The following is a 26,738-nucleotide window of genomic DNA, read 5'->3' as shown; positions in this document are numbered from 1 at the left end:
AGACGCGCCCAGGGGTCGTCGAACGCGTGCGCGACGTGATGATAGAACTCCTTGTACTGCTCGTCGGTGATGTCCGACTTCGAGCGGGTCCAAAGGGCGTTGCCCTCGTTGATCTGCTCGGGCGCCTTCGACGCCGCGCCGTCCTTGGCCTCCCCGTCCGGCTTGGCCGCGGTCTGGAGGAGGATCGGCACGGCGATGTGGTCCGAGTAGTTTCGCACGACCTGGCGCAGGCGCCACTCGTCGAGGAACTCCTTGGCGTCGTCGCGCAGGTGCAGGATCACCGTGGTGCCGCGCGGCGCCGCGTCCGCCGCCTCGATGGTGAAGCCGCTGCGGCCGTCGGATCGCCAGCGCCAGGCGTGCTCCTCGCCGGCCCGACGCGAGACGACCTCGACCTCGCTCGCGACCATGAATGCGGAATAGAAGCCGACGCCGAACTGGCCGATCAGGTTCAGATCCGAGGCGTTGTCGCCGCTCAGCTGCTCGACGAACCGCTGGGTGCCGGAGCGGGCGATGGTGCCGAGATTGTCGGCCAGATCGTCCCGGTTCATGCCGATGCCGTTGTCGATCACCGTGAGCGTGCCCGCTACCTGATCGGGCACCAGGACGATCTTCAGCTCGGGATCGTCGCCCAGCAGGCCTGGCTCGGTCAGAGCGGCGTAGCGCAGGCGATCGCAGGCGTCCGAGGCGTTGGAGATCAGCTCGCGCAGGAAGATCTCCTTGTTCGAATACAGCGAGTGCGTCACCAGGTGCAGCAGCTGCTGCACTTCGGCCTGGAAGGAAAGGGTCTGCTTGCTCATGTCGTCGATCTCGTGCGGGTGAAGTCGTCGAAAGCCGGTGCGGCGGCGAGGATTCTGGGGGCGCATCGAAGCAGTTCAAGGCATCCGCTGACAGACGTGTCCTGATTTCGCGGCTATGGTGCGGCTCCTTTTTTTGTGCCCGCGCAATCCATGGATCCGGTCGTCGCCACGCAAAACTTCGCCGCCCGGCTGGCCGCCTCCGCGCCAGGTGCGGAGAGCGTGCCGCTGTGGACGCTCGAAGGCCTGCGTCGCGCCGACCCGGTGCTCGGCATCGCGCTGCTGGTGATCGTCGCGGTGGTGGTCGGCGAAGCGGTGCGGCGCTTCACGCGGTTGCCGCGCGCCTGCGGTCACATGCTGGTCGGCGTCGCGGCGAGCCCGCTGTTCCTGCGGCTGCTTGAGCGCACCGACCTCGACCCCTGGAAGCCGCTGCTCGATCTCGCGGTCGGCGTGCTGGTCTTCGAACTCGGCACGCGCATCCGTCCGCGCTGGCTGCTGGACAACCCGCTGCTCGCGCTGCAATGCGTTGCCGAGGGCCTGCTCGCAGGCGTCGCGGTGACGGGGGTGCTGATCATGCTCGGCGTGCCGGCGCTGTCGGCCGCGTTCGCCGGTGCGGTCGCGATGGCGACCTCGCCGGTGATCGTGATGGCGGCGGTGCACGACGCCGAGCCGCGCGGCCAGGTCACCGAGCGTCTGCTGATGATGACCGCCGTCAGCGGCGTGCTCGCGGTCCTCGCCCTGAAAACCTGGCGCGTGATCGCGCTGGCCGACGCGCCGATCGCCACCGAATGGGTCAGCGCGCTGGTCAACGGCGTGGTTGTGCTGAGCGGCTCCTTCCTGCTCGGTGCGGCGATCGGCCTGCTTCTGACCTGGCTCTCGAAGCCGATGCGGCGCACCTCGGCGAGCGCGGTGCTGCAGATCGGCCTGCTCGTGCTCGGCGCCTTCCTGGCGGCGCAATGGGCCTTGTCGCCGCTGCTGGCGCTGCTGGTGGCCGGCGTCCTGGCGCGTGACCGCATGGGCCACAGCCTCACCGTCGAGCCGCATCTCGGCACCGCGGGTGCGGCGCTTACCGTGCTGCTCTTCGTGAGCATCGGCTTGCTGAGCACGGTCGAGAACGTGACGACGCTGTGGATCTGGGTGCTCGCGATCGTGCTCGCGCGCGCGGCGGGCAAGCTCGTCGCGGTGGTCACGCTCGCGCGGCCGAGCGGCCTGGGCACGCGCCAGTCGCTCGCGCTCGCGCTGGCGCTGCAGCCCATGGCCTCGTCGACGCTGCTGCTGTCGGCCACCACCTTCGGCTGGCCGGCCGACACCCCGCAGCTCGAGGCCGGCCTGCTGCAGGCCTTGTGGATCGCGACGACGCTGATGCAGCTGAGCGGGCCGATCTGGATCGAGCTTGCGCTGCGTCGCGCGGTGCGCGAAGCCGCGTCGAGCTGACGCTTCTCGAGGACAAACGATGGCGCTGCAAGCCTTCACCCCATCCGAGCCGCTGACGCTCGGCGTCGAGCTCGAACTGCAGCTCCTCAGCACCCACGACTTCGACCTCGCACCGCAAGCCGAAGACCTGCTGCGCGAGACCACCAAGCACACCGGCGCCTGGGACATCAAGCCGGAGATCACGCGCTCGATGATCGAGATCGGCAGCTCGATCCAGCGCCGCCACGCGCCGCTGCAGGCCGAGCTGCGCGACATGCGCAAGCAGCTCGCCGCCGCCGCGAAGAAGCTGAACATCGCGATCGCCGGCGGCGGCACGCACGCCTACCAGCACTGGAGCCAGCAGAAGATCTTCCCCGGCGAACGCTTCCACTACATCAGCGAGCTCTACGGCTACCTCGCCAAGCAGTTCACCGTGTTCGGCCAGCACGTGCACGTCGGCTGCCCCGACGGCGACAAGGCGCTGTGGCTGCTGCACGCGCTCTCGCGCTACGTGCCGCACTTCATCGCGCTGTCCGCGTCCTCCCCGTTCGTGCAAGGGCAGGACACCGGCTTCGACTCGGCACGGCTCAACTCGGTGTTCGCGTTCCCGCTGTCGGGCCGCGCGCCCTTCGTGCGCAGCTGGGAGGAATTCGGCAGCTTCTTCGACAAGATGACGGCCACCGGCGTCGTGCAGTCGATGAAGGACTTCTACTGGGACATCCGGCCCAAGCCCGAGTTCGGCACGATCGAGCTGCGCGTGTGCGACACGCCGTTGTCGGTCGACAAGGCGGCGGCGCTCGCCTGCTACCTGCAGTGCCTGTGCCGCCAGCTGGTGGAGGAGCGGCCCTTCGAGCCGACCGAGGACGACTACCTCGTCTACACCTTCAACCGCTTCCAGGCCTGCCGCTTCGGGCTCGACGGCGAGATCGTCGACCCGAAGACCAAGCAGCGCACGCGCTTGCGCGACGACATCCTGCGCAGCATCGCGCGCCTCGACGAGCATGCGCTCGACCTGGAGGCGCTCGATGCGACGCAAGCGCTGCGCGAGTCGCTGTTCGACGGCAACGATGCGCACTGGCTGCGCCAGCTGCGCCAGCCGGCGCGCGGCGCGCCGTTGCCGCTGGCCGCGGTGGTCGAGGCCGCGGCGCGGCGCTGGCTCGACTGACCCACCCCGTTGCGGCTTCGCCGCTCCCCTCAAGGGGCGCCCCGCACGCACCGGCGAAGCCGGACCCGTCGCCGCTGGTCGGCTTCAGGCTGCGCTGGCCCGCTTCGCGGGCGCGCGCTTGACGGCGGCCTTGCCTACCGGCGCCCTCTTGGCGGGAGTCTTCGCGCCGCTCTTGGCCGCCGCCTTCTTCACCGGTGCCGCGCGGCGGCCCTCGAGCGCGGCGACGCGCTTGCCCAGCTCGGCCATCTCCTTGGCCGTCGGCACGCCGAGCCGGCCCATCGCCTTGGCGACGCGCTCCTCGAAGATCGCTTCGAGCTTGTCCCAGTGCTGGCCGGCCTTGTTCTGCACTTCCTCGGACAGCTTGGTCATGCGGCCGCTGACCTCGCCGAGCTTCTCCTCGGCCACCGCCTGCGTCTTGCGCTGGATCGACATGCCTTCCTTGACCAGCGAGTCGAACACCTTGCTGCCCTCGCCCTGCGCCTTCGCGAAGGCGCCGAGGCCGGCCTGCCAGATCTGCGCCGCCGAATCCTTGATCGAGCTGGCGAGCTGGCTGTCGAACAGCTGGGCCATGTTGGGTGCGCCGCCGGTGGCGGCCTTCTTGTCGGCGATCTTCTGCAGCTTCTTGACCATGGCGATGTGCTCCGCACGAGTGAACGAGGCGCGAAATTTAGGAGCCGGCCATGGAGGCCGCAGCCTAAAGCAGTAGGGGCCTTTCCCTAGCAGCGCGTGCTCGGAGCGCCGACAAGAATCGGCGCGGCTCGATCACAACGCCCATCGAGGAGGTTCCATGCGCTACTTCGTCACCGGTGCGACCGGCTTCATCGGCAAACGGCTCGTCAAGCGCTTGCTCGAACGCAAGGGCGCGACGGTGCACTTCCTGTTGCGCAAGGAAAGCGAAGGCAAGCTCGCCGAGTTGCGCGCGTACTGGGGTCTGGCGGGCAACGCGACGAGCCGGGCGGTGCCGGTCTACGGCGACCTCGCGGCGAAGAAGCTGGGTGTCGCGGCCGACGATCTGAAGTCGCTCAAGGGTCAGGTCGATGCGGTCTACCACCTCGCGGCGATCTACGACCTGAGCGCCGACGAGGAGTCGCAGATCGCGGTCAACGTCGAAGGCACGCGGCATGTCGTCGAGTTCGCGCAGGCGGTGCAGGCCGGCCACCTGCACCACGTCAGCTCGATCGCCGCGGCCGGCCTTTACGAAGGCGTGTTCCGCGAAGACATGTTCGACGAGGCGGAGGGCCTCGACCACCCGTACTTCGCGACCAAGCACGAGTCCGAGAAGATCGTGCGCAAGGAATCGAAGACGCCGTGGACGGTGTACCGGCCCGCGATGGTGGTCGGCGACTCCACCACCGGCGAGATGGACAAGATCGACGGGCCCTACTACTTCTTCAAGCTGATCCAGCGCATGCGGCAGATCCTGCCGCCATGGATGCCGAGCGTCGGCCTCGAAGGCGGCCGGGTGAACATCGTGCCGGTGGACTTCGTCGTCGCGGCGCTCGATCACATCAGCCACGCGAAGATCGAGCTGGACCGCCAATGCTTCCATCTCGTCGATCCGGTCGGCTACCGCGTCGGCGACGTGCTCGACATCTTCAGCCGCGCCGCGCACGCGCCGAAGATGAACCTGTTCGTCAACGCCGCGCTGCTCGGCTTCATTCCCAAGAGCTTGAAGAAGGGCCTGATGGCACTCGCGCCGGTGCGCCGCGTGCGTGCCGCCGTGCTGAAGGACCTGGGCCTGCCCGAGGACATGCTGACCTTCGTCAACTACCCGACCCGCTTCGATTGCCGCGGCACGCTCGCGGCGCTGAAGGGCAGCGGCATCGAATGCCCGAACCTGCGCGACTACGCCTGGCGCCTGTGGGACTACTGGGAGCGCCACCTCGACCCGGCACTGTTCATCGACCGCAGCCTGCGCGGCACGGTCGCGGGCAAAGTGGTGCTGGTGACCGGCGGCTCGTCGGGCATCGGCCTGGCGGCCGCCTGCAAGTTCGCCGAGGCCGGCGCGATCACGGTGATCTGCGCGCGCGATGCCGACAAGCTCGACGAAGCCGTGAAGGAGATCAAGGCCTTCGCCGGCAAGGCCGCGACGGTGCACAGCTACTCGGTCGACATCGCCGAGGAGGCCAGCTGCAAGGCCTTCATCGAGCAGCTGACGGCCGAGCACGGCGGCGTCGACTTCCTGATCAACAACGCCGGCCGCTCGATCCGCCGCGCGATCGAGAACAGCTACGACCGCTTCCACGACTTCCAGCGGACGATGGACCTGAACTACTTTGGCTGCCTGCGGGTGACGATGGGGCTACTGCCCGGGATGGTGCAGAAAAAGCGCGGCCACGTCGTGAACATCAGCTCGATCGGGGTGCTGACGAACGCGCCACGCTTCTCGGCCTACGTCGCGAGCAAGGCCGCGCTCGATGCGTGGACGCGCTGCGCGTCCAGCGAGTACGCCGACACCGGCATCACCTTCACCACGATCAACATGCCGCTGGTGCGCACGCCGATGATCGCGCCCACCGCGATCTACAAGAACGTGCCGACGCTCGCGCCCGAGGAGGCGGCCGAGATGATCGCCAACGCCTGCATCAACAAGCCGGTGCGCATCGCGACGCGCATGGGCATCACCGGCGAGCTGCTGCACGCGGCGGCGCCGCGCGTCGCCCAGATCGTGATGAACACGAGCTTCCGCATGTTCCCGGACAGTGCCGCGGCGAAGGGCGACAAGAGCGCGAAGCCCCAGCTGAGCGCCGAGGCGGTGGCGATGCAGCAGATGATGCGGGGCATCCACTTCTGACACGCGGGCCACCTGACGGCGGCTGGCGTCGTGGACTCGAGCCGACTCAGCCCGGCTCGACCTTCGCCGGCTTGCAGGCCGACACACGGGCGTCGGCCCGCTCGCTGCCGCGGCAGCGGTTCACTTCGACCGAGACATGTGCGAGCGACGGGATGTCGCGCAGCCGCTCGCGGTAGACGTCGGCGCTGAGGGGGACGTCGGCCACCAGCGTCACGTGCGCGGAAAAGCAGGTGTCGCTGACGCGGCTCAGGTGCAGGTCGGCCACGCGCGCGTCGCCATCGGCTTCGAGGCGTTCGCGCACGCGGTCGGCGACCGGGTCGTCCATCTCGCGGTCGAGCAGGATCGTCGAGGTGCGGCGCAGCAGGCCGATCGACCACACCGCGATCAGCACCGCGCCGAGCAGACCGACGGCCGGGTCGAGCCAGGTCCACGCGAAGAACTTGCCCGCGAGCAGCGCGGCGATCGCGAGCACCGAGGTCGCCGCGTCGGCGAGCACATGAAGGTAGGCGGCGCGCAGGTTCAGGTCGGCGCCGTGGTCGTCGGCGTGCGGGGGCTCGTGCTGATGTTGGTGCTCGTGATCATGCGCGGCACCGTCGTGCGACGCAGGGCCGTGGGCGTGCCGATGCGCAGCCGCATGCGCCTGGCCGTGGCCGTGGCCCGCGTGCAGCAGCTTCGCGCACACCGCGTTGACGACCAGCCCCAGACCTGCGACGAGCAGCGACTCGTCGTAGGCCACCGCCTGCGGCGTCCACAAGCGCAGCGCCGATTCCACCGCGATGCCGAGCGCGACGACGCCGAGCAGCACCGCGCTGGTGTAGGCGCCCAGCACCTCGACCTTCCACGGCCCGAGCGAGAAGCGCGCGTCGCCCGCCCAGCGACGCGCGAGCGCGTAGCTCAGCGCGGCCACGCCGATGGCCGCCGCGTGCGTGCCCATGTGCCAACCGTCGGCCAGCAGCGCCATCGAATGCCACCACATGCCGGCGCCGATCTCCGCGACCATCGTCGCCAGCGTAATCGCGATGACCCAGCGCGTGCGGCGCTCGGAGGCGCCGCGGTCGGCGCCGAAGGCATGCGCGTGCTGCCAGGGGCTGAGGTCGTGGGTGTGCTCGGGGGCGTGATCGGCCATCGCCGCGCCAGCTTATCGAAGCGGCGATGGCCGCACGCCCGGCCGGGCCGCGTTCAGCCGCGGCTTGCGAGCCACGGCAGCGCAAAGGCGAACGCGCCGCCGATCGCGAACACCACGACCGACGCCAGCCACGTCCGCCACGACCACGCGCGCGTGCGCAGGCAGGCCGCGCGCAGCGCCGGGTCGACCGGGCACGGCGCGCCGCGGTTGCGCCACTGCAGTGCACCGGCGGCCGCGAGCATGGCGCCGGCCGCACCGAACACCGCGGCCTTGTGCTCGCTCAGCCACACCAGCTGCGGCACCGCGGCGACCAGCGACGACAGCGCCGCGCCGGCACCGGCGGCCACCAGCAGCGCCGGCAGCGCGCAGCACACCAGGGTGCCGCCCGAGGCGAGCAGCGCGGCCAGCGAGCTCCATGCGCCGGCGCGCAGCCGGGCCTGGCCGTCGCCGCCGTCTTCGCCGGCTCGTGTCGATGCGGCCGCGCTCACTTCTTCGCCTTGGCCGCGGCGCGGATCGCGTCGATCGGCTGGTCGACCGTCTCGACCTTCACCACGTCGTAGCCGGCTTCCTTGACCTCGGCGCGCAGCTTGTCGACGTCGTTCGTCTGGCCGTCTTTGGCCTGCACCGCGACGATCTTCTGCCCGAGGTTGACGTAGACCGCCTGCGTGGTCGGCAGCGCGCCGAGGCGCTTCTCGATGCCCTGCGCGCAGAACGCGCAGACCATGCCGTTGACGGTGAGCTTGGTGGTCGAGGGCGTCGCGGCCTGGGCCGCGATCGAGGCGAGCGCCAGCGTGCAGGCCAGCGCGAGCTTTTGGATGGAACGCATGATGAAGATGTCCTTTCGATTCAGAAGGTGTACATGAAGCTGAGGCGGGCCTGGCCTTCGATGCTGACGCCCGCCTCGACGAAATAGCTCTTGTGGATGAGCCGGACCATCGGCGTGATCTCGGTCTTTTCCGACAGCCCGCGCATGCGCCGCGCCTCGACGATGAGCCACGGCTGCGTCTCCTCGTACTCGGCCTCGTAGAACGAGAAGCCCGCGCGCACCGCGCCGTAGTCGTGCTTCAGGCCTTCGGCGCGGAACAGCCGGCCGAAGGCCGCCACGTAGACGCGCGTGGTCTCGTAATCCAGCTGGAAGCCGGGCGCGAACAGCGTGCGGGTGCCGGTGAAGTCGTTGCCGCGCACGCCGCCGAGGCCGCCGACGAACCAGGCGTTCGCCTGCGCATGCGGCAGGTTCCAGCGCGCGAGCAGCCGGGTGTAGGTGAGCTCGACGGCTTCGCGCGTGAGGCGCTCGTCGTCGCTGCGCATCCACAGGCTGCCCGCGCCGGCGGCGTCGCGCGCGGTGAAGGCATGGTTGACCCAGGCCTCGCGCCAGTTGGGGCCGAAGTCGCCCATCACCATCTGGCTGCCGGCGAAGCCCATCGGCGCGGCTTGCGCGAAGCCGCAGATCAGCAGCGCCCCAAGTGCGAACAGGCGGCGCCATCGGCGGCGCGGCCTCGGAGGTGAAAGCATGGAAGTCCTCGCGGGATCGTCGGTGGGACCGGCGGCGGAGCCCGCCGGCACGGCGTCGACGACGAGGCCGGCGCGCCGCCCGCAGGCAGCCGCGACCAGGGCCTCGTCAGGCGAGGAAGCTTCGAGGCGGGCGTTCGAGCCCGTCGATCAGCGCGCGGCCGGTGTCGCGGTGGATCGAGCGCGCCGGCACATCGCGCAGTGGCGGCGTGGCAGGCAACTCGACGGCCGGCGGCATCGCCAGCGCGGTATGGCAGGCGTCGCAGGCCTGGCAGGTGGTCGACGCCGCCGGCGCGGCGCCGCCGTCCGCCGCGTCGGCTGCTGCCGTATGACAAGGCATCGCGGCCGTCGCTTCGCCCTGCAGCGCCGCGGCCTGCGTCGCTTGCGCCGCCGTCGGCAGCCCCAGCCCCATGCCGGCCAGTGCCCACCCGCGCAGCGGCAGCAACGCGAGCATCAGCACGAGGATCCAGGAGGTGCGACGCATGGCCTGGAGTCTAGGAGCGCGCAGGCCGGGCCGGGCCCAATCCCGACTTCGCGGCATCCCCGCAGCCGGCGTACGTGAAGCCCTTGACGGCGAAGGCCAAACCTAGAATCCGGCGCCTCGCCAACCACCCTGCCGGAGCCCGCGCCATGGCCGACGCCGCGACCCCCGACCTGACGCACATCGCGCCGCGCGAGCAGGCCGAGATCCTGGCGCAGGCGCTGCCCTATATCCGCCGCTTCCACGGCAAGACGCTGGTGATCAAGTACGGCGGCAATGCAATGACCGACCCGGCGCTGCAGGCCGATTTCGCCGAGGACATCGTGCTGTTGAAGCTGGTGGGCATGAACCCGATCGTCGTGCATGGCGGCGGGCCGCAGATCGACGACGCGCTGGCCAAGATCGGCAAGAAGGGCAGCTTCGTGCAGGGCATGCGGGTGACCGACGAGGAGACGATGGAAGTCGTCGAATGGGTGCTCGCGGGCGAGGTGCAGCAGGACATCGTCGGCCTGATCAACGCCGCCGGCGGCAAGGCCGTGGGACTGACCGGCCGCGACGGCGGACTGATCCGTGCCCAACAGCTCAAGCTGGTCGACAAGGACGACCCGAGCAAGCGGCACGACGTGGGTGCGGTCGGCGAGATCACCGCGATCGACCCGAGCGTCGTGAAGGCGCTGCAGGACGACCAGTTCATCCCGGTCATCAGCCCGATCGGCTTCGGCGAGCACAACGAGAGCTACAACATCAACGCCGATCTGGTCGCCGCCAAGCTGGCCACGGTGCTCAAGGCCGAGAAGCTCGTGATGCTGACCAACATCAAGGGCGTGCTCGACAAGCAGGGCGAGCTGCTCACCGAGCTGAGCGCGCGGCAGATCGACGAGCTGATCGAGGACGGCACGATCTCCGGCGGCATGCTGCCCAAGCTGGCCGGCGCGATCGACGCGGCCAAGAGCGGCGTGAACGCGGTGCACGTGGTCGACGGGCGGGTGCCGCACGCGATGCTGCTGGAGATCCTGACCGACAAGGCCTATGGAACGATGATCCGTTCGCACTGACGCCGAAGCATCAGGCTTCGGCCGAATCGGTCGACCGGAACACGGGCAAGACGCGGATGTAAGCCTTTTCAATCAGGCTCTTCAAAGGCTGACCGTTTTGTTCGATGAGCGAATCGATGTGATTCATCAGCAGCGCGGCGACCAATTCAGGCAGCTCTTCGGATGCGGCCTCGAAGACTCCCGCGTTGGACTCGAAGATCCGGAAGCGGTCGCCCGCCTTTTCACAGGCCCACGCGTGCGGCATCGGGTAGATGTCGATCAGATGATGCTGCCCAGCGCGGGCGTGCAGCAAGCGCGCGCTTATCTGGTCCGCCAGATCGGAGAGCGTTATATCGGGACCGCCTTTGCACAACAGCAGTTTGCCCAACTTGATGCCCTGCAAGTAGCTCGATGATTCGGCGATCTCCTTGTACGAGTGGTACCGGCGAAACGGCATTTCGAGCTGCACCTTGCCGACGTCGCTTTGCAAACGGATCGCATTGGCGGTCTCTTCGCTCGAACTCAGGAAATCGATCCGCTCCTGCGACGACATCGACGGGTTGGCGATGCCCGATTGAAGCCAGAGCAGAGACAAGCCGGCGCAGACGCCCGGATTGTCGCGAGCGCCGAAGCGCTCCAGATATTCCAATTGCGTGAACTGCACGACCGCCTTGGCGACGGCGATCTTGACGAAGTTTTCCTTCAGATCGTTCGTCTTCGACTCGAAGCGCTCGGCTCTGGCCTGGGGATCCATCGATTCGAGCAGCTTCGCGAGCGAGGTCTTCGGAACGTTGTCGAACTCTCCATCTTCGCTGTCGCTGTCGTATTCATCGGAGCGGAACTTGAAATCCCAGCCGATCTGGAGTTTCATCTGCCGCTCGTATTTCTTTTCGTCGAACCCGGGCCCCGCGAATTCGCGCCAGTGCTCTGCCCTGATCGTGCCCGGGTTGCCGATCTTCGCGGGAGGCATGCCGTGGAAGGGACCGGTCGGGTTCTTCAACAAGGCGTTTCTCCGCCCTGCAAAGGGCGAGGCCGACGATGCCATCGACACCCGTCGTGCAGGCGGTCCTGCGGTGAGGGAGTTCGACGCGGACGTCGAGGCGCTCGCCTGCGCTGCAGGACGACCGGTGTTCTGCAGGCCGCTGGAACCAGGAGCGGTGGAATACGCGGCGGCTTGCGATGGCGAAATCTTTTTCAAGGGAAGCTCTTGCGGGTCGAACTGCGACCGCGCGATCACCGAAGCCTACGGACAGGCGGCCTCGCTCGGCCGAAGGGCGGCGAAGAGGCGGCGAGAGGACCGAAACTGGCGCGCCGGCCGTCGCAGGACGTCCACCGGGTCATAGGCAAGCCTCGACGACCGCCCGCCACTTCTTCAAGCGACATGCGACCTTCAAGCGCCCGCGCTTGGCTGTTCGACCTCGACAACACGCTGCACGACGCCTCGCACCGGGTGATGGCGCTGCTCGACGCGTCGATGAACGCGTTCATCGCCGAAGCGCTGGCCGTCGACGAGGCCGAGGCCGACCGTTTGCGGCGCGACTACTGGCGGCGCTTCGGCGCGACGCTGTCCGGACTCGAGCGACTGCACGGCGTCAAGGCGCGCGACTTCATCGAGGCCGCGCACCGTCTGCCCGAGCTGCAGGCCGCGCTGCGCTGGGACCGGCGCGACGTACGGGCGGTCCGCGAGCTCGCGGGCCGCAAGATCCTCGTCACCAACGCGCATTCGGCGTACGCGGTCCGCGTGTTGAGGCGCATCGGTCTCGCGCGCAGCTTCGAAGCCGTGATCGGCATCGATCACATGCGCATGTTCGGGACGACACGACCCAAGCCCGACTCGCGGATGTTCCGGCGGCTGCTCGCACGCTTGAAGCTGCCGGCGAGCCGCTGCGTGCTGGTCGAGGACACGCTCGCGCATCAGCGCGCGGCGCGCTCGGTCGGGCTTGCGACGGTGTGGATGCAAGCACACCTGAAGCGCAACGCGCACGGCCCTGAAGTTGGCGCGCGCTTGCGCCGCCGGCCCGCGTACGTCCATGCAAGAATCCGGGCGCTTCGGGCCTTGCACGGCCTGTCGATCTGACCCCGACCTCCTTTCAGCAGGCGCCCGCCGAGGCGATCGCGGCCATGGCAGACCAACCCCTCGGTGATCCTTCCAGCGACCCTCTCGGCCCCGAAGATGAGGTCGAGGGCGCCGAGCCGCCGGCCGACGCGCAGCCGGCCCGCCGCCGTCCCAAGCCTGGCGAGCGGCGCGTGCAGATCCTGCACACGCTCGCCCAGATGCTCGAACAGCCCGGTGCCGAACGCATCACCACCGCCGGCCTCGCGGCCAAGCTCGAAGTGAGCGAGGCCGCTCTCTACCGCCACTTCGCGAGCAAGGCGCAGATGTTCGAGGGCCTGATCGAGTTCATCGAATCGAGCGTCTTCACGCTCGTCAACCAGGTCCAGCAGCGCGATCTCGCGGCGCGCGAGCAGGCCCGGCTGATGCTCACCGTGCTGCTGCAGTTCGCCGAGAAAAACCCCGGCATGAGCCGCGTGATGGCAGGCGACGCGCTGGTGTTCGAGAACGAACGCCTGACCGCGCGGATGAACCAGTTCTTCGACCGCTTCGAGTCGCAGCTTCGCCAGGCGCTGAAGAGCGCCGGCGATGCCGACGGCTCGGCCACGCCGACGGCCGACGCGCAGGCGCGCGCCTCGGTCGTCGCGAGCTTCGCGCTCGGGCGCATCCAGCGTTTCGCCCGTTCGGGCTTCAAGCGCGTGCCGACCGAACACCTCGACGCGGCGCTCGCGCAGCTCATCTGATCCGGCCGCGTCCGGGTTGTCGCATGTCGGCGGTGCTGTCGCCTCATCCCCAGGCCGTCGGTTGCGAGCACCGCGTCGGCGGCGCGCGGCTCGTACTGCTGCCCGAACTCGCGGTCTGGCTGCCCGAGCAGCGCACGCTGCTGGTCGCCGACGTGCACCTCGGCAAGGCGGCGAGCTTTCGCCGCTTCGGCGTGCCGGTGCCGCGCGGCACGAGCAGCGAATCGCTCGACCGGCTCGGCGCGCTGGCGCGGGCCTGCGGCGCCGCGCGCATCGTCGTGCTCGGCGACTTCCTGCACTCGGCACACGCGCACTGCGCATCGACGCTGGGCGCGCTCGCACGCTGGCGCGCCGCGCATGCCGATCTCGCGGTGACGCTGGTGCGCGGCAACCACGACGCGCACGCCGGCGATCCGCCGGCTTCCGCGGCGATCGAGGTCGTCGACGAGCCGCATTTCCTCCCCGGCCTGCCCGGCCTCGCGCTGTGCCACCACCCGCAGCCGGTGGCAGGCGCCTACGTGCTCGCCGGCCACTGGCATCCCTGCGCCTCGATCGCCTCGCGCGCAGGCGACCGGCTGCGTTTGCCCTGCTTCTGGTTCGGCGACGCGGCAGCGCGGCCGGTCGGCATCCTGCCCGCCTTCGGCAGCTTCACCGGCAAGCACCCGATCGACGCGGCGGCCGGCGACCGCGTCTGGCTGATCGGCGACGGCCGCGTCGTCGAATGGCCCCGGCGTGCCCAGCCCTCCGCTTCGAACTTGACTCGATGACCGCTGCCGACGACCTGTTCCTGCGCGCCGAAGCGCTGCTCGCGCGACTCGAAGCGCTGCTGCCGGCGGCGGGCCGCGCCTCGATCGCCGCGCCGGACTGGTCCGCGTCGATCGCGTTCCGCTACCGCCGCCGCGGCACGCTCGTCGGGGGCGGCTGGCTCGAGCCGGTGAAGCACGTCGCGCCGATCCGGCTCGGACAGCTGCGCGAGGTCGACGCACAGAAGGAACGGCTGCTGCGCAACACACGCCAGTTCGTCGAGGGCCGGCCGGCGAACAACGTCCTGCTGACGGGCGCGCGCGGCACCGGCAAGTCGTCGCTGATCAAGGCCTGCCTGAACGAGTTCGCGCCGCAGGGCTTGCGGCTGATCGAGGTGGACAAGGCCGATCTGGTGGACCTGCCCGATCTCGCCGATGCGATCGCGCACCGCCCCGAGCGCTTCTTCGTCTACTGCGACGACCTGAGCTTCGACGAAGGCGAGCCGGGCTACAAGGCGCTGAAGTCGATCCTCGACGGCTCGGTCGCGCAGGCGGGCGACAACCTGCTGATCGTCGCGACCTCGAACCGGCGCCACCTGCTGCCCGAGTACATGAAGGAGAACCTCAGTTACACGCACACCGACGACGGCGAAGTGCATCCGGGCGAAGTGGTCGAGGAAAAGATCTCGTTGTCGGAACGCTTCGGGCTGTGGCTGAGCTTCTATCCGTTCAGCCAGGCCGAGTACCTGGCGATCGTCGCGCAGTGGTTGCGGGGCTTCGGGTTCGACGAGGCGCAGATTGAAGCGGCGCGGCCCGAGGCGCTGGTCTGGGCGCTGGAGCGGGGCTCGCGCTCGGGTCGCGTGGCGTGGCAGTTCGCGCGCGATGTCGCGGGGCGTGCAGGTGGGTGAACCGCAGCGCCGGCCGGTCGACACGGTGGATCCGGACACGCGCGTTCCGGTGGACGTCGCGGTCGGCATCCTCCTCGACGACGCAGGCCGCTTCCTGATGACCTCGCGCCCCGCGGGCAAGGTCTGCGCCGGCGAGTGGGAGTTCCCGGGCGGCAAGCTGGAGCCGGGCGAGACGGTCGAGCAGGCACTGCGCCGCGAGCTGATCGAGGAGATCGGCCTCGTGATCGGGCCGGCCGAGCCCTGGCGCGTCGAGCTCGTCGACTACCCGCATGCGCGGGTGCGGCTGCACTTCTGCAAGGTGCGCGCGTGGCAGGGCGTGCTTGACATGCGCGAGCAGCAGCAATCGAGCTGGCAGACGCTGCCGGTGCAGGTCGCCCCGGTGCTCAAGGGCGCCCTGCCGGTGCTCGACCGGCTCGCCGACGAGCGCGGCTACGAAGGCGTGCGGCTCGGCTCGCCGTCGGCCGGGTCGTCGTCTTCGCGCGGCGGCGCCGCCTCGACGCGGTAGCGCTCCTCCGCCCAGGCGCCGAGGTCGCCGAGCTTGCAGCGCGTGCTGCAGAACGGCCGGTTCGGGTTGGTGGCGGCGTAGTCACACGGTTTGCTGCAGCCGGGGCAGCGGACGCGGCGGGCGGGGGTCGCGCTCGAACTCATCACCGCAAGCCGGCAAGGCGCATGCGCACAGCCATGCTCAGGCGCAAAGCGTCAGCTCGAAGGTGGCGTCGAGCGCGATCGGCCGAAGCTTGCCTTCCGCGTCGGCGCGCATCAGCCGCACCGCGACCATCAGGCGGTGGCCGGAGATCTCGGGCACGAGGCCGGTGGTCTCGTCCAGACGCACCCGCATCAGCTGGAAGCTCTTGCCGGCCGGCAGGCTCTGCTGATAGACGCCGTTGGTTGCGAGCACCTTGTGCGGCATGCCGGATTCGCGCAGCAGGCCGAGCAGCACTTGCAGCGCATCGGCCAGCGGCAGCAGCGTCGCGGCCCAGGTGCGCAGGTCGGCCTGCCGGCGTTCGCTGCTCTCGTGGCGCCAGGCGTGGTAGGCCGGCAGATCGAATTCGCAGGTGCCGCCGGGAATGCTGATGCGGCTGCGCACCGCCATCAGCCATTCGTTCGCGGTCAGCGTCGCGCCCGCCTTGCCGGGCAGCGCGTGCAGCGCAGCGTGGGTCTCGTCGAGCCGGCCCAGCACCTGGTCGAGCGTCGCCTCGGAGATCGACGGATTGCCGCGGTAGCCGGCGAGCTGGCCCCGGTGACGCTCCAGCTCCTGCAGCAGGTCGCTCTTCAAGTCGGCGCGCGAGGCGACGTCGATGATCTCGAACAGCGTCGCGATCGCGAGGTGGTGGTCGATCGCCGACTCGCGCGCGACCAGCAGCTGCAGTCGCTCGAACAGCGGTTCGAGCCGAAGCATCGTGCGGATGCCTTCGTTGAACGGGTACTCGTAGAGGATCACGCTCGGACTCTCGCGGTGGTGCGACCGGGGTCGGGCCGATCGATTCTTCCACAGGGGTCCGAGCGGTCCGCGTCAGTCGGGCGCCGCGGAAGTCCAGCGGGCCCAGATCGCATCGATGCGCGCGTGCAGCGCGTCGAGGTCGTCGTGCGCGTTGTCGACCACCGCATCGGCCACCGCGCGCCGTTGCTCGCGCGTGGCCTGCTGGGCGATCACGCGCTCGACGGCCTCGCGCGTCCAGCCGGGGCGGCGCAGCACGCGCTCGATCTGCATTTCGTGCGGGCAGTCGATGACGAGGATGCGGTGAACGCGCTGGCGCCAGGCTCCTGACACATCACCCGCCGGCCCCACCAACAGCGGCACGTCGAACACGACGACACCGGCCGTGCAGGCCGCGGCCTGCGCCTGGGCTTCGATGTTGATCAGAGGATGCAGGATCGCTTCGAGGCGGCGGAGCACGCCGGCGTCGGCGAAGGCGCGCTCGCGCATCCAGCTGCGGTCGAGGGCGCCATCGGGGGCGATGGCGACGTCGCCGAACGCGCTGCGCAGCGCGTTGATCGCGGCGCCACCGGGCAAGGTCAGCGCGCGCGCAATCGCGTCGGTATCGACCAGCGCCGCGCCAAGCGCGACCAGCCGGGCCGCCGCGACGCTCTTGCCGCTGCCGATGCCGCCGGTCAGGCCGATGCGCAGCGGTCGCACAGCCACGCGCCGGCTCAGCCGGGAAAGTAAAGGCGCGTCAGCGCGTCGCCGAAGAACACCGCCGCAAGCCCACCGCCGACGAGATACGGCCCGAAGGGCAGCGGCTTGGCCCAGCCGTGGCGCCGCAGCGCGATCAGCGCGATGCCGACCACCGCACCGACCGCCGACGACAGCAGCACGATCGCTGGCAGCACTTTCCAGCCGAGCAGCGCGCCCAGCCCGGCGAGCAGTTTGAAGTCGCCGCCTCCCATGCCGTCGACGCCGCGCACGAGCTTGAACGTCGCGTTGACCGCCCACAGCCCAAACCAGCCGGCGAGCGCGCCCCAGGCCGCGTCGCTCATCGAGACGGGGATCCAGCCGAGGCCAGCGGCGAAGAGGCCGAGCGCGAGCAGCGGCAGCGTCAGGTCGTCGGGCAGGTACTGGGTATCAATGTCGATCATCGTCATCGCGACCAGCAGCGCACCGGCGACGCACCACACGAGCGCGGCCGGCGTCGGGCCGAAGTGCATCGCGAGCGCGAAGAACAATGCGCCGGTCGCGAGCTCGACGACGGGGTAGCGCGCCGAGATCGGCGCGCCGCAGGCGCTGCAGCGACCGCGCAATCTCAGCCACCCGACCAGCGGCAGGTTCTCGTGCCAGGCGATCTTGTGACCGCAGACCGGGCAGGCGGAGCGAGGCCGGGCGAGCCCGAGCGGCGGCAGCGCGTCGAGTCGCTGCTCGACGGCCTCGCCCGCGGTGGCCAGCACCGCCGGCGGCGGCGGCTCCGCGCCGAGCCGCCGCCAGGCTTCGCCGTCCTTCAACTGTGCGGCGATTTCGCCCCACCAGCCGCGCTCCATCATCTGCGGCAGCCGGTGGATCACCACGTTGAGGAAGCTGCCGATCGCCAGACCGAACAGCCCCAGCACCCAGGGCGAAAGCCAGAAGGCGAGCAGGTCGCCGGCCGGCATCAGGGCATCAGACAACTTGGCCGAGCTTGAAGATCGGCAGGTACATCGAGACGACGATGCCGCCGATCACCGTACCGAGCACGACGATGATGATCGGTTCGAGCAGGCTCGACAGGCCCTTCACCGCTTCGTCTACTTCGGCCTCGTAGATCTCGGCCGCCTTCGACAGCATGTGGTCGAGCGCGCCTGACTCCTCGCCGATGCTCGCCATCTGCAGCACCATGATCGGGAAGATGCCGGTGGCCTGCATCGAGGTGGTCAGCGCGGTGCCCGTCGAGACGTCCTTCTGGATCTGCTCGGTCGCTTCGGCGAACACCGCGTTGCCGGCGGCGCCCCCGACCGAATCGAGCGCTTCGACCAACGGCACGCCGGCGGCGAACATCGTCGCGAGCGTGCGCGTCCAGCGCGCGACCGAGGACTTGTAGACGAGCGGGCCGAACACCGGGATGCGCAGCAGCAGGCGGTCCATCGCCTTCTGCATCTTCTCGGAGCGGCGCCAGGCCTGGAAGAAGAAGTAGGTGCCGCCGATGATCACGCCGAAGATCAGCCACCAGTACGAGACGAAGATCTCGGACATGCCCATCACGAACAGCGTCGGTGCGGGAAGGTCGGCGCCGAAGGAGGTGAAGACTTCCTTGAACGCCGGGATCACGAAGATCATGATCACCGCGACCACGACGAAGGCGACGACCAGCACCGCGACCGGATAGATCAGCGCCGACTTGATCTTGCGCTTGATCTCGAGCGTCTTTTCCTGGTACGTCGCGAGACGCTCGAGCAGCGTCTCCAGGATGCCGGCCGCCTCGCCGGCTTCGACGAGGTTGCAATACAGCGCGTCGAAGTACAGCGGGTGCTTGCGAAAGGCGGCCGACAGGCTCGTGCCGGTCTCGATGTCGGAGCGGATGTCGGTCAGCAGCTTGGTGACCCGCGGGTTGGTGCTGCCGCGCGCGACGATGTCGAACGATTGCAGCAGCGGCACGCCGGCGCGCATCATCGTCGCGATCTGGCGCGTGAAGATGGCGATGTCCTTCTGCTTGATCGCCTTGCCGCCGCTCATCCGGCGCTTCTTCACCTTGCTGACGAGGATGCCCTGGCGGCGCAGGCTGGAGCTGACCATCGCTTCCCCGCCCGCGCGCATCTCGCCGCGAACGAGCTTGCCGTTCTTGTCCTTGCCTTCCCACTCGAAGACGAATTCCTTCGCGGTGCGTGCGTTGCCGGCGGCGGCTGCTGCTGTGGCCATGGGCTCTCCGACTTTCCTTGGCCGGGCCGGTCAGCCCGGCTCGACAACCATCACTCGTTGGTGACCGAGATCACCTCTTCCAGCGTCGTCGATCCGCTGCGCACCTTCGCCAGGCCCGACTGCCGCAGATCCCGCACGCCTTCGCGATGCGCCTGCGCCGCGATATCCATCGCATTGCCCTGCGAAAGGATGATGCGCTGGATCTCATCGGTGATCGGCATCACCTGGTAGATGCCGACACGCCCCCGGTAGCCGTTGCTGCAGTTCGAACACCCGACCGCGCGGTACGGCTTCCAGGTGCCATCGAGATCGGTCTCGGCGAAGCCCGCGCGCCGCAACGCTTCGCGAGGGTAATCGGCCGGCGCCTTGCAGTTTTCGCAGAGGCGGCGTGCGAGACGTTGCGCTGTGATGAGGATCACGCTGGACGCGATGTTGAACGGCGCGACGCCCATGTTCATCAGCCGCGTCAACGTGGTGGGCGCGTCGTTGGTGTGCAGCGTGCTCATCACCAGATGGCCGGTCTGCGCGGCCTTGATGGCGATGTCGGCGGTTTCGAGGTCGCGGATCTCGCCGACCATGATGATGTCGGGATCCTGTCGCAGGAAGGCACGCAGCGCGACCGCGAAATTCAGTCCCGCCTTGTCGTTGACGTTGACCTGGTTCACGCCCGGCAAGTTGATTTCGGCCGGGTCCTCGACGGTGGCGATGTTCACGCCGGGCTGGTTGAGGATGTTCAAACAGGTGTAGAGCGACACCGTCTTGCCCGAGCCGGTCGGGCCCGTCACGAGCACCATGCCGTAGGGCCGCTTGATGGCGGCGAGCAGGCGTTCTTTCTCGATCTTCTCGTAGCCCAGCGCGTCGATGCCGAGCTTCGCGCTCGACGGATCGAGGATGCGCACGACGATCTTTTCGCCGAACAACGTGGGCAACGTGCTGACGCGGAAGTCGATCGCCTTGTTGCCGAACTTCAGCTTCATGCGGCCGTCCTGCGGCACGCGCTTCTCCGCGATGTCGAGCCGCGAGATGACCTTGATGCGCGATGCCAGCTTTTCCTTGATCGCGATCGGGGGCTGCGTGATCTCGCGCAGTTCGCCATCGACGCGGAAGCGCACGCGATAGTTGTACTCGAAGGGCTCGAAGTGCAGATCCGAGGCGCGCGCGTTGATCGCGTCGATCAGCATCTTCTGCAAGAAGCGCACGACCGGCGCGTCCTCGACGTCGGCGGTGACTTCGGCGGCTTCGGCGGCGGTCGGATCGTCTTCGGTGACATCGAACTCGAAATCGCCGGAGACCATCGCCTCGAGCGACTCGGCAGCGCTCGCGCTCGCGGCATCGACGAGGCGCAGCAACTTGTCGTATTCGACGATCACCCACTCGGGCGTCAACTGCGTCGCGAATTTGATGCGCTCGGCCGCTTCCTGGTCGGTCGGGTCGGCTCCGGCGATGAAGAGCCGGTTGCCGCGCTTGCCGAGCACCAGCACCTGGTACTGCGTCGCAAGCTTGGCATCGATGACATTGCGCGGCAGGCGTTGCGGATCGACCGCACTCAAGTCGAGCAGGGGTACGGCCAGCACGCTCGACAAGGTATGCGCGAGGTCGGCCGGATTCACCGCGCCGGACGTCAGCACCGCCGAGACGAAGCTGCGCTTTTGCTCCTTGGCGTTGCGGACGAGGTCCTCGGCCGTCTTGATGCTCAGCTTGCCGGCATGCACCAGCACACGAGCGACGCCGGAGAGCGAAGTCTGCGGCGCGTCGGCGACGGTGTCGCCCATGAAGCCGGAGGCGCTGGGTGTCAGGGAAGCCACCGAAGGATGATCGAGGATTCGCCTTGGGCTGTAAATGTCAGCGTTTCACGGCGGTCGCCTGCTTTTACAGCAACGCGACCGCATCGCACCGGAAGGAAAACTGGTCGGGGTGAGAGGATTCGAACCTCCGGCCTCTACGTCCCGAACGTAGCGCTCTACCAGGCTAAGCTACACCCCGAATGCCGCATCTCGCGGCGCTTGCAAAGGGTTCGATCAGGACGATCGGCCCAACGAAGCGGACGCGAAGTCTATCAGACCGTCCTTGTACGGAGATGCTGGCAGTGACTGGACTGCATTGCGCGCCTGCTCCACTTCCGATTTCGCAGCAGCGAGAGTCGCCTCGAGTGCACCGGTGGAACGAACGATGTCCACGACGACCTCGAGCCGATCGACCGCGCCGTTCTCGATCGCGTGGCGCAGCGTCCCACGCTGCTCGGCGCTGCCACGCTCCATCGCCAGCAACATCGGCAGCGTCGGCTTGCCTTCTCGCAGGTCGTCGCCGATGTTCTTGCCCATCGCCTCGGTGGCGCCGGTGTAGTCAAGCATGTCATCGACGAGCTGGAACGCGGTGCCGACCGCACGGCCGTAGCCGGCACAGGACGCCTGCACGCCCGCTTCGGCGTTCGCGAGCATGGCGCCGAGCCGTGCGCTTGCCTCGAACAGCTTGGCGGTCTTGAAGCGGATGACACGCAAATAGGCCTCGACCGTGATGTCGGGGTTGTGCATGTTCATCAGCTGAAGCACTTCGCCCTCGGCGATCACGTTGGTTGCGTCGGCGAGGATCTCGAGGATGTCGAGCCGACCCAGCCCGACCATCATCTGGAAGGCCCGCGAGTACACGAAGTCTCCGACCAGCACGCTGGCTGGATTGCCGAAGCGCGCATTGGCAGTGGCCCGGCCGCGGCGCATCGACGACTCGTCGACCACGTCGTCGTGCAACAACGTCGCGGTGTGGATGAACTCCACGATCGCGGCCAGCTCGTGCGCCTGCGGCCCTTGTTGGCCGAGTGCGCGCGCGAACAGCAGCACGAGCATCGGCCGCACTCGCTTGCCGCCGGCGCCGACGATGTAGCGGCCGATGCTGTTGATCAACGCGATGTCCGAGCCGAGCCGGCGTTCGATGACGGCATCGACCGCCTTCATTTCATCGGACAGCAGCGCCAGCGAAGCCAGCGGCGACCAGGGTTCGGTGCTCACGCGGAGGTTCTGAGGAGGGTCGGACGGCTTGCTACGTGAAAAATTATAGGGACGCGGATTTGCTTGCCCGCGGCCCATGGCACTGCGGACCTCCTGCGACGCCGACCGCTCTGGGCCCTGTGCTACAGTCCTCGGCTTTTCGCGATAGGCCTGCCTGCTTCTTGGGCGCCACGCCTGCCGACGAAATTCCCGACGAGACGAAGTGCCGCGACGGCACGCGAGGTGGCCTTATGTACGCATTGGTTCAAACGGGCGGCAAGCAATACAAGGTGATGGCCGGCGAGACGATCCAGGTCGAGCTGCTGTCGGCTGAAGTGGGCGCCGTCGTGACGCTCGACCATGTGCTGGCCGTCGGTGCGGGCGCCGAATTGAAGCTCGGCGCGCCGTTGGTGGCTGGCGCGAGCGTCAGCGCCACGGTGGTCAAGCACGATCGGCATGACAAGGTCCGCATCTTCAAGATGCGCCGCCGCAAGCACTACCAGAAGCGCCAGGGCCATCGCCAGGGCTACACCGAACTGCGGATCGACGCGGTCAACGGCTGATCGGAAGGAGCATTTCCCATGGCACAGAAAAAGGGCGGCGGCTCGACGCGCAACGGCCGCGACTCGCAACCGAAGATGCTTGGCGTCAAGGTGTACGGCGGACAGGTGGTCTCGGCTGGTTCGATCATTGTGCGCCAGCGCGGTACCCGGTTCCATCCCGGCACCAACGTGGCAGTCGGCCGTGACCACACCCTGTTTGCCTTGGTTGATGGCGAGGTGAATTTCGCCGTCAAAGGCCCGCAGAAGCGCAAGACGGTCAGCGTGAGCGCGGCTTAAGCCCCGCCCCGCGGCGCCGTCGAAGCCCCGGCCCGCCGGGGCTTTTTCAATTACAAGACCTGCAACGCCCCAATCTGCCGCGATGAAGTTCGTCGACGAAGCCGTCATTGACGTGATTTCGGGCAGCGGTGGCAACGGCTGCGCGAGCTTTCGGCGAGAAAAGTTCATTCCGTTCGGCGGCCCCAACGGAGGCGACGGCGGCCGCGGCGGCCACGTGTGGGCCGAGGCCGATCGCAATCTCAACACGCTGGTCGATTTCCGCTTCACGCGACGCCATGAGGCCAGGCACGGGGAGCACGGTCGCGGCTCCGACCAGTACGGCGCCGCCGCCGACGACATCGTGCTGCGCATGCCGGTCGGCACCATCATTCGCGACGCCGAGACCGACGAACTGGTTGCGGAGCTCATGACCGCCGGCGAACGCATCCTGCTCGCCAAAGGCGGCGACGGCGGTTTCGGCAATCTCCACTACAAGACGAGTACCAACCGCGCGCCGCGCCAGAAGACGCCCGGCTGGCCTGGGGAGCACAAGCGGCTGAAGCTCGAGCTGCGCGTGCTCGCCGACGTCGGCTTGCTCGGCATGCCCAACGCCGGCAAGTCCACGCTGATCACCGCGATTTCGAACGCTCGGCCGCGCATCGCCGACTACCCGTTCACCACGCTGCATCCGAACCTTGGCGTCGTGCGCGTCGGGCCTGAGCAGAGCTTCGTCGTCGCCGACGTGCCCGGGCTGATCGAGGGCGCGGCCGACGGGGCGGGGCTCGGGCATCGCTTCCTGCGCCACCTGCAACGCACGCGGCTGCTGCTGCATCTCGTCGATCTCGCGCCCTTCGACGGCAGCGACCCGGTCCGGCACGCACACGCCATCGTCGCCGAGTTGAAGAAGTACGACTCCGAACTGCACGGCAAGCCGCGCTGGCTGGTGCTCAACAAGCTCGACATGGTCCCGGCCGACGAACGCGCCGAGCGCGTCCGCGACTTCGTCAAGCGCTACAAGTGGAAGGGGCCGGTGTTCGAGATTTCGGCACTGACGCGCGAGGGCTGCGAGGCGCTGGTGCAGGCGGTGCACCGGCACGTCGCGAGCTTCCAGACGCGGCATGTGGAGCCGGACGTGCGCTTCGCCGACGACGCGGCGCCCGCCGCGCCGGCGTCCGACGATCCGCGCTTTCGCTGAAGCCGCGGCGATGGCTTTGGACTGGTTGCGCAGCGCGCGCCGCATCGTCGTCAAGGTCGGCTCGAGCCTGGTGACGAACGAGGGCCGGGGCGTCGATCCGGTCGCGATCGGCAACTGGTGCCGCCAGCTCGCAGCGCTCGCCACCGAAGGGCGCGAGCTGGTGATGGTCTCGAGCGGCGCGATCGCCGAAGGCATGAAGCGTCTCGGCTGGTCGGTGCGCCCGCACCAACTGCACGAGTTGCAAGCCGCCGCTGCCGTCGGGCAGATGGGCCTCGCGCAGATGTACGAAAGCAAGTTGTCCGAGCACGGCGTCGGCAGCGCGCAGGTGCTGCTGACGCACGCCGACCTGGCCGACCGCGAGCGCTACCTCAATGCGCGTTCGACGCTGCTCACGCTGCTGGCGTTGAAGGTCATCCCGGTCATCAACGAGAACGACACCGTCGTCAACGACGAGATCAAGTTCGGCGACAACGACACGCTCGGAGCGCTGGTCGCGAACCTCGTCGACGCGGACGCTCTGGTGATCCTGACCGACCAGCCCGGCCTTTACACCGCCGACCCGCGCAAGGACGCGAACGCGCAGTTCGTGCACGAGGCGCGCGCCGGCGACGCCACGCTGGAAGCGATGGCCGGCGGCACCGGGTCCGCGCTCGGCCGCGGCGGCATGCTGACCAAGGTGCTCGCCGCGAAGCGTGCGGCCAGCAGCGGCGCCTCGACCGTGATCGCATGGGGCCGCGAGGCCGACGTGCTGCTGCGCCTCGCGCGCGGTGAGGCCATCGGCACCCGGCTCGTCGCCGGCACCGCGAAGCTGGCGGCGCGCAAGCAATGGATGGTCGATCACCTGATGCTGCGCGGCGCGGTCGTCGTCGATGCCGGCGCCGTCGTGAAGTTGCGCGATGAAGGCAAGAGCCTGCTGCCGATCGGGATGGTCGAAGTGCGCGGCGAGTTCGCGCGCGGCGACGTGATCGCGGTGCTCGACGCCGCCGGCTCCGAGCTGGCGCGCGGCCTGGCCAACTACGCCAGCGGCGAGGCGCGCCGCATCGCGCGCAAGCCGTCGTCGCAGATCGAGGCGCTGCTCGGCTTCTGCAACGAGCCGGAGATGATCCACCGGACCAACCTGGTGCTGCGCTGATGCCCGGCGAGACGACGCGGCTGGACGCGCTCGCGATCGTCTGCCTCGTCGGCTGCTGCGCGCTGTGGGGCTTGAACCAGGTGTCGATCAAGGCGGCGCTGCCCGAAGTGCCGGCTTTCGTGCAGCTGTCGATCCGCAGCGTCGTCGCCTGCGTGCTGCTGCTCGGCTGGATGCGCTGGCGCGGCATCGGGCTGCCGCTGCGCGACGGCACGCTCGCACCCGGCCTGCTCGCGGGCCTGCTGTTCGCCGTCGAGTTCGGCCTGATCTTCTTCGGGCTGCAGTACACGACGGCCGCGCGCTCGGTGGTGTTCATCAACACCTCGCCCTTCGTCGTCGCCGCGGTGCTGGCCGCCGTGCTGCCGGCGGAGCGGTTGAAGCCGCTGCAGGCGCTGGGGCTCGTCGTCGCGTTCGCCGGCGTCGCCTACGCCTTCGTCGAGCCGCCTGCGCAGGCCGCGCAGGCTTCACGCTGGCCGTGGCTCGGCGATGCGCTGATCGTCCTCGCCGCAGCGCTGTGGGGCGCGACGACGATCACGATCCGGCTCAGCGTGTTGCGCCGCGCCCCGGCCGAGACGACGCTGGCCTACCAGTTGATCGTCGCGTCGCTGCTGTCGCCGTTGGCGGCCTGGGCGACCGACAGCACCTGGCCCGCGTCGTGGAGCGCGCTAGCGATCGGCTCGCTCGCCTACCAGGCGGTGATCGTCACCTTCGCGAGCTACCTGCTGTGGTTCTGGCTGCTGACGCGCTACCCGGCGACCAAGGTGCAGGGCTTCGTCGTGCTCACGCCGGTGTTCGGGACCGCCTTCGCGGCCGTTCTGCTCGGCGAAAGCCTGGGGCCGAAGCTGCTGGTCGGGCTGGGCGCCATCGTGGTCGGCCTGACGCTGCTGAACCGCCGCACGTGACGTCGGCCTCGCTCAACGCCCTGTGCCGGGCGCAGCCGGCTCGCTCCCCTCGGGCGGTGGTGCCTGCCAATCGTCGCGCTTTTGCATGCGCACGCCCGAGCGCAGGTAGCGGTTGTGGTGATGCATGCGCGGCAGGAAGCGAGCGAGCTCGGTCAGCGCCATCTGGTAGACGTCCCGCTTGAACTCGATCACCACGTCGAGCGGCACCCAGTACTCGTTCCAGCGCCAGGCGTCGAACTCGGGGTGGTCGCTCGCACGCAGGTTCATGTCGCAGTCGCGGCCCGTCAGCTGCAGCAGGAACCAGATCTGCTTCTGGCCGCGGTAATGACCGCGCGCCTCGCGGCGGATGAAGTGATCGGGGACCTCGTAGCGCAGCCAGTCGCGGGTGCGCGCGAGGATGCGCACGTGCTCGGGCAGCAGCCCCACTTCTTCCTGCAGCTCGCGGTACATCGCCTGCTCGGGCGTCTCGCCGTGTTTGATGCCGCCCTGGGGGAACTGCCAGGAGTGACTTCTGATGCGCTTGCCCCAGAAGACCTGGTTGCGCACATTGAGCAGCACGATGCCGACGTTCGGCCTGAAGCCTTCACGGTCGAGCATGATGAAACCTCGAATCAAGTCTTGAATTTATT

Annotated in this window: 30 protein-coding genes and 1 tRNA gene; 14 read left to right on the top strand and 17 right to left on the bottom strand. The window is 68.7% G+C overall.

The window, feature by feature from the left end; genetic code table 11:
• Positions 1–797: molecular chaperone HtpG (htpG, locus tag VFR90_RS04640; protein WP_326404880.1), on the bottom strand; the 797-nt coding region annotated here is incomplete at its 3' end.
• A 150-nt stretch (positions 798–947) separates the two neighbouring features.
• On the opposite strand from htpG, the gene VFR90_RS04635 reads away from it, so the two are divergent.
• Positions 948–2,228 (top strand): cation:proton antiporter, encoded by a 1,281-nt coding sequence (locus VFR90_RS04635; protein WP_326404879.1) that lies wholly within the window; start codon positions 948–950, stop codon positions 2,226–2,228.
• A 19-nt stretch (positions 2,229–2,247) separates the two neighbouring features.
• Positions 2,248–3,372 carry a YbdK family carboxylate-amine ligase gene (locus VFR90_RS04630; protein ID WP_326404878.1) on the top strand — a complete coding sequence of 375 codons (1,125 nt, stop codon included), beginning with the start codon at positions 2,248–2,250 and terminating at the stop codon, positions 3,370–3,372.
• Positions 3,373–3,456: 84 nt separating this feature from the next.
• Here VFR90_RS04630 and VFR90_RS04625 read toward each other — a convergent pair whose 3' ends face one another.
• On the bottom strand, positions 3,457–4,002 hold the full coding sequence (locus VFR90_RS04625) for a phasin family protein (RefSeq protein WP_326404877.1): 546 nt from the start codon (positions 4,000–4,002) through the stop codon (positions 3,457–3,459).
• A gap of 157 nt (positions 4,003–4,159) precedes the next feature.
• Here VFR90_RS04625 and VFR90_RS04620 point away from each other — a divergent pair, with 157 nt between their 5' ends.
• Positions 4,160–6,166, top strand: a complete 2,007-nt coding sequence (locus tag VFR90_RS04620) for an SDR family oxidoreductase (RefSeq protein WP_326404876.1) — start codon at positions 4,160–4,162, stop codon at positions 6,164–6,166.
• A 46-nt stretch (positions 6,167–6,212) separates the two neighbouring features.
• Here the strand turns inward: VFR90_RS04620 and dmeF are convergent, their stop codons facing one another.
• The 5 genes from dmeF to VFR90_RS04595 all read right to left on the bottom strand — a co-directional run bounded on the left by dmeF (position 6,213) and on the right by VFR90_RS04595 (position 9,285).
• Positions 6,213–7,292: a CDF family Co(II)/Ni(II) efflux transporter DmeF gene (dmeF, locus tag VFR90_RS04615; protein ID WP_326404875.1), complete on the bottom strand. Its 1,080-nt coding sequence runs from the start codon at positions 7,290–7,292 to the stop codon at positions 6,213–6,215.
• A 53-nt stretch (positions 7,293–7,345) separates the two neighbouring features.
• Positions 7,346–7,780 (bottom strand): hypothetical protein, encoded by a 435-nt coding sequence (locus VFR90_RS04610; RefSeq protein ID WP_326404874.1) that lies wholly within the window; start codon positions 7,778–7,780, stop codon positions 7,346–7,348.
• Positions 7,777–8,118 carry a heavy-metal-associated domain-containing protein gene (locus VFR90_RS04605; protein WP_326404873.1) on the bottom strand — a complete coding sequence of 114 codons (342 nt, stop codon included), beginning with the start codon at positions 8,116–8,118 and terminating at the stop codon, positions 7,777–7,779. Before VFR90_RS04605 ends, VFR90_RS04610 begins: the two co-directional genes overlap by 4 nt.
• Positions 8,119–8,138: 20 nt before the next feature.
• Positions 8,139–8,804, bottom strand: coding sequence for a hypothetical protein (locus VFR90_RS04600; protein WP_326404872.1), 666 nt, complete (start codon positions 8,802–8,804; stop codon positions 8,139–8,141).
• A 106-nt stretch (positions 8,805–8,910) separates the two neighbouring features.
• Positions 8,911–9,285, bottom strand: a complete 375-nt coding sequence (locus tag VFR90_RS04595) for a hypothetical protein (protein ID WP_326404871.1) — start codon at positions 9,283–9,285, stop codon at positions 8,911–8,913.
• Between the two features lie 146 nt (positions 9,286–9,431).
• On the opposite strand from VFR90_RS04595, the gene argB reads away from it, so the two are divergent.
• Entirely contained in the window at positions 9,432–10,337 is a 906-nt protein-coding gene (gene argB / locus VFR90_RS04590; RefSeq protein WP_326404869.1) for an acetylglutamate kinase, read from the top strand.
• 10 nt (positions 10,338–10,347) lie between these two features.
• On the opposite strand, the gene VFR90_RS04585 is transcribed toward argB, so the two are convergent.
• Positions 10,348–11,553 (bottom strand): hypothetical protein, encoded by a 1,206-nt coding sequence (locus VFR90_RS04585; RefSeq protein ID WP_326404867.1) that lies wholly within the window; start codon positions 11,551–11,553, stop codon positions 10,348–10,350.
• Between the two features lie 144 nt (positions 11,554–11,697).
• On the opposite strand from VFR90_RS04585, the gene VFR90_RS04580 reads away from it, so the two are divergent.
• The 5 genes from VFR90_RS04580 to VFR90_RS04560 are packed head-to-tail and all read left to right on the top strand — an operon-like array spanning position 11,698 to position 15,265.
• Complete coding sequence (locus VFR90_RS04580; RefSeq protein WP_326404866.1) at positions 11,698–12,393, top strand: pyrimidine 5'-nucleotidase; 696 nt, start codon at positions 11,698–11,700, stop codon at positions 12,391–12,393.
• A 44-nt stretch (positions 12,394–12,437) separates the two neighbouring features.
• Positions 12,438–13,112 carry a nucleoid occlusion factor SlmA gene (gene slmA, locus VFR90_RS04575; RefSeq protein ID WP_326404865.1) on the top strand — a complete coding sequence of 225 codons (675 nt, stop codon included), beginning with the start codon at positions 12,438–12,440 and terminating at the stop codon, positions 13,110–13,112.
• A 23-nt stretch (positions 13,113–13,135) separates the two neighbouring features.
• Entirely contained in the window at positions 13,136–13,876 is a 741-nt protein-coding gene (pdeM, locus tag VFR90_RS04570; protein ID WP_326404864.1) for a ligase-associated DNA damage response endonuclease PdeM, read from the top strand.
• The gene (locus VFR90_RS04565) at positions 13,873–14,760 is read left to right on the top strand and encodes an ATP-binding protein (RefSeq protein ID WP_326404863.1); all 888 of its coding nucleotides are present in this window, start codon (positions 13,873–13,875) and stop codon (positions 14,758–14,760) included. The genes pdeM and VFR90_RS04565 overlap by 4 nt, the downstream gene beginning before the upstream one ends.
• A 49-nt stretch (positions 14,761–14,809) precedes the next feature.
• A complete protein-coding gene (locus tag VFR90_RS04560; RefSeq protein WP_326404862.1) occupies positions 14,810–15,265 on the top strand; it encodes a (deoxy)nucleoside triphosphate pyrophosphohydrolase in 456 nt (151 codons plus the stop codon).
• On the opposite strand, the gene VFR90_RS04555 is transcribed toward VFR90_RS04560, so the two are convergent.
• The 8 genes from VFR90_RS04555 to VFR90_RS04520 form a co-directional block, all read right to left on the bottom strand.
• Positions 15,190–15,408 (bottom strand): DNA gyrase inhibitor YacG, encoded by a 219-nt coding sequence (locus VFR90_RS04555; protein WP_326404861.1) that lies wholly within the window; start codon positions 15,406–15,408, stop codon positions 15,190–15,192. The two genes, VFR90_RS04560 and VFR90_RS04555, sit on opposite strands and share 76 nt — an antisense overlap.
• Before the next feature lie 37 nt (positions 15,409–15,445).
• A complete protein-coding gene (gene zapD, locus VFR90_RS04550) occupies positions 15,446–16,201 on the bottom strand; it encodes a cell division protein ZapD (RefSeq protein WP_326404860.1) in 756 nt (251 codons plus the stop codon).
• A gap of 72 nt (positions 16,202–16,273) precedes the next feature.
• A complete protein-coding gene (gene coaE / locus VFR90_RS04545; RefSeq protein ID WP_326404859.1) occupies positions 16,274–16,903 on the bottom strand; it encodes a dephospho-CoA kinase in 630 nt (209 codons plus the stop codon).
• A gap of 8 nt (positions 16,904–16,911) precedes the next feature.
• Positions 16,912–17,859: a prepilin peptidase gene (locus tag VFR90_RS04540; RefSeq protein WP_326404858.1), complete on the bottom strand. Its 948-nt coding sequence runs from the start codon at positions 17,857–17,859 to the stop codon at positions 16,912–16,914.
• Positions 17,852–19,084, bottom strand: coding sequence for a type II secretion system F family protein (locus tag VFR90_RS04535; RefSeq protein WP_326404856.1), 1,233 nt, complete (start codon positions 19,082–19,084; stop codon positions 17,852–17,854). The genes VFR90_RS04540 and VFR90_RS04535 overlap by 8 nt, the downstream gene beginning before the upstream one ends.
• Positions 19,085–19,134: 50 nt before the next feature.
• Positions 19,135–20,856, bottom strand: coding sequence for a type IV-A pilus assembly ATPase PilB (gene pilB / locus VFR90_RS04530; RefSeq protein ID WP_326404886.1), 1,722 nt, complete (start codon positions 20,854–20,856; stop codon positions 19,135–19,137).
• Positions 20,857–20,990: 134 nt separating this feature from the next.
• A tRNA-Pro gene (locus VFR90_RS04525) sits at positions 20,991–21,067 on the bottom strand.
• 35 nt (positions 21,068–21,102) lie between these two features.
• Positions 21,103–22,032 (bottom strand): polyprenyl synthetase family protein, encoded by a 930-nt coding sequence (locus VFR90_RS04520; protein ID WP_326404885.1) that lies wholly within the window; start codon positions 22,030–22,032, stop codon positions 21,103–21,105.
• Positions 22,033–22,316: 284 nt separating this feature from the next.
• Between VFR90_RS04520 and rplU the strand changes: the two genes are divergently transcribed.
• From rplU to VFR90_RS04495, 5 genes are all read left to right on the top strand, one after another.
• Complete coding sequence (rplU, locus tag VFR90_RS04515; protein ID WP_326404884.1) at positions 22,317–22,628, top strand: 50S ribosomal protein L21; 312 nt, start codon at positions 22,317–22,319, stop codon at positions 22,626–22,628.
• A gap of 18 nt (positions 22,629–22,646) precedes the next feature.
• Complete coding sequence (gene rpmA, locus VFR90_RS04510; RefSeq protein WP_326404854.1) at positions 22,647–22,904, top strand: 50S ribosomal protein L27; 258 nt, start codon at positions 22,647–22,649, stop codon at positions 22,902–22,904.
• A gap of 82 nt (positions 22,905–22,986) precedes the next feature.
• Positions 22,987–24,078 (top strand): Obg family GTPase CgtA, encoded by a 1,092-nt coding sequence (gene cgtA / locus VFR90_RS04505; RefSeq protein ID WP_326404852.1) that lies wholly within the window; start codon positions 22,987–22,989, stop codon positions 24,076–24,078.
• A 10-nt stretch (positions 24,079–24,088) separates the two neighbouring features.
• On the top strand, positions 24,089–25,210 hold the full coding sequence (gene proB / locus VFR90_RS04500; RefSeq protein WP_326404850.1) for a glutamate 5-kinase: 1,122 nt from the start codon (positions 24,089–24,091) through the stop codon (positions 25,208–25,210).
• A complete protein-coding gene (locus tag VFR90_RS04495) occupies positions 25,210–26,109 on the top strand; it encodes a DMT family transporter (RefSeq protein ID WP_326404849.1) in 900 nt (299 codons plus the stop codon). The genes proB and VFR90_RS04495 overlap by 1 nt, the downstream gene beginning before the upstream one ends.
• Before the next feature lie 12 nt (positions 26,110–26,121).
• Here VFR90_RS04495 and VFR90_RS04490 read toward each other — a convergent pair whose 3' ends face one another.
• Complete coding sequence (locus tag VFR90_RS04490) at positions 26,122–26,706, bottom strand: RNA pyrophosphohydrolase (protein WP_326404847.1); 585 nt, start codon at positions 26,704–26,706, stop codon at positions 26,122–26,124.
• Between the last annotated feature and the right edge of the window lie 32 nt (positions 26,707–26,738).

This window comes from Methylibium sp. (assembly GCF_035762065.1).
In the GTDB taxonomy this organism is placed as follows: Bacteria; Pseudomonadota; Gammaproteobacteria; order Burkholderiales; family Burkholderiaceae_C; genus Methylibium.
Note: the sequence above shows the minus strand (reverse complement) of the source record. Positions and strands in the feature narration are given on the sequence as shown.

Coding starts and splice junctions, on each gene's coding strand:
- VFR90_RS04635 (WP_326404879.1), top strand. CDS start 948: ATGGATCCGGTCGTCGCCACGCAAAACTTCGCCGCCCGGCTGGCCGCC.
- VFR90_RS04630 (WP_326404878.1), top strand. CDS start 2,248: ATGGCGCTGCAAGCCTTCACCCCATCCGAGCCGCTGACGCTCGGCGTC.
- VFR90_RS04625 (WP_326404877.1), bottom strand. CDS start 4,002: ATGGTCAAGAAGCTGCAGAAGATCGCCGACAAGAAGGCCGCCACCGGC.
- VFR90_RS04620 (WP_326404876.1), top strand. CDS start 4,160: ATGCGCTACTTCGTCACCGGTGCGACCGGCTTCATCGGCAAACGGCTC.
- dmeF (WP_326404875.1), bottom strand. CDS start 7,292: ATGGCCGATCACGCCCCCGAGCACACCCACGACCTCAGCCCCTGGCAG.
- VFR90_RS04605 (WP_326404873.1), bottom strand. CDS start 8,118: ATGCGTTCCATCCAAAAGCTCGCGCTGGCCTGCACGCTGGCGCTCGCC.
- VFR90_RS04600 (WP_326404872.1), bottom strand. CDS start 8,804: ATGCTTTCACCTCCGAGGCCGCGCCGCCGATGGCGCCGCCTGTTCGCA.
- VFR90_RS04595 (WP_326404871.1), bottom strand. CDS start 9,285: ATGCGTCGCACCTCCTGGATCCTCGTGCTGATGCTCGCGTTGCTGCCG.
- argB (WP_326404869.1), top strand. CDS start 9,432: ATGGCCGACGCCGCGACCCCCGACCTGACGCACATCGCGCCGCGCGAG.
- VFR90_RS04580 (WP_326404866.1), top strand. CDS start 11,698: ATGCGACCTTCAAGCGCCCGCGCTTGGCTGTTCGACCTCGACAACACG.
- slmA (WP_326404865.1), top strand. CDS start 12,438: ATGGCAGACCAACCCCTCGGTGATCCTTCCAGCGACCCTCTCGGCCCC.
- pdeM (WP_326404864.1), top strand. CDS start 13,136: ATGTCGGCGGTGCTGTCGCCTCATCCCCAGGCCGTCGGTTGCGAGCAC.
- VFR90_RS04565 (WP_326404863.1), top strand. CDS start 13,873: ATGACCGCTGCCGACGACCTGTTCCTGCGCGCCGAAGCGCTGCTCGCG.
- VFR90_RS04555 (WP_326404861.1), bottom strand. CDS start 15,408: ATGAGTTCGAGCGCGACCCCCGCCCGCCGCGTCCGCTGCCCCGGCTGC.
- VFR90_RS04535 (WP_326404856.1), bottom strand. CDS start 19,084: ATGGCCACAGCAGCAGCCGCCGCCGGCAACGCACGCACCGCGAAGGAA.
- pilB (WP_326404886.1), bottom strand. CDS start 20,856: ATGGGCGACACCGTCGCCGACGCGCCGCAGACTTCGCTCTCCGGCGTC.
- VFR90_RS04520 (WP_326404885.1), bottom strand. CDS start 22,032: ATGAAGGCGGTCGATGCCGTCATCGAACGCCGGCTCGGCTCGGACATC.
- rplU (WP_326404884.1), top strand. CDS start 22,317: ATGTACGCATTGGTTCAAACGGGCGGCAAGCAATACAAGGTGATGGCC.
- rpmA (WP_326404854.1), top strand. CDS start 22,647: ATGGCACAGAAAAAGGGCGGCGGCTCGACGCGCAACGGCCGCGACTCG.
- cgtA (WP_326404852.1), top strand. CDS start 22,987: ATGAAGTTCGTCGACGAAGCCGTCATTGACGTGATTTCGGGCAGCGGT.
- proB (WP_326404850.1), top strand. CDS start 24,089: ATGGCTTTGGACTGGTTGCGCAGCGCGCGCCGCATCGTCGTCAAGGTC.
- VFR90_RS04495 (WP_326404849.1), top strand. CDS start 25,210: ATGCCCGGCGAGACGACGCGGCTGGACGCGCTCGCGATCGTCTGCCTC.
- VFR90_RS04490 (WP_326404847.1), bottom strand. CDS start 26,706: ATGCTCGACCGTGAAGGCTTCAGGCCGAACGTCGGCATCGTGCTGCTC.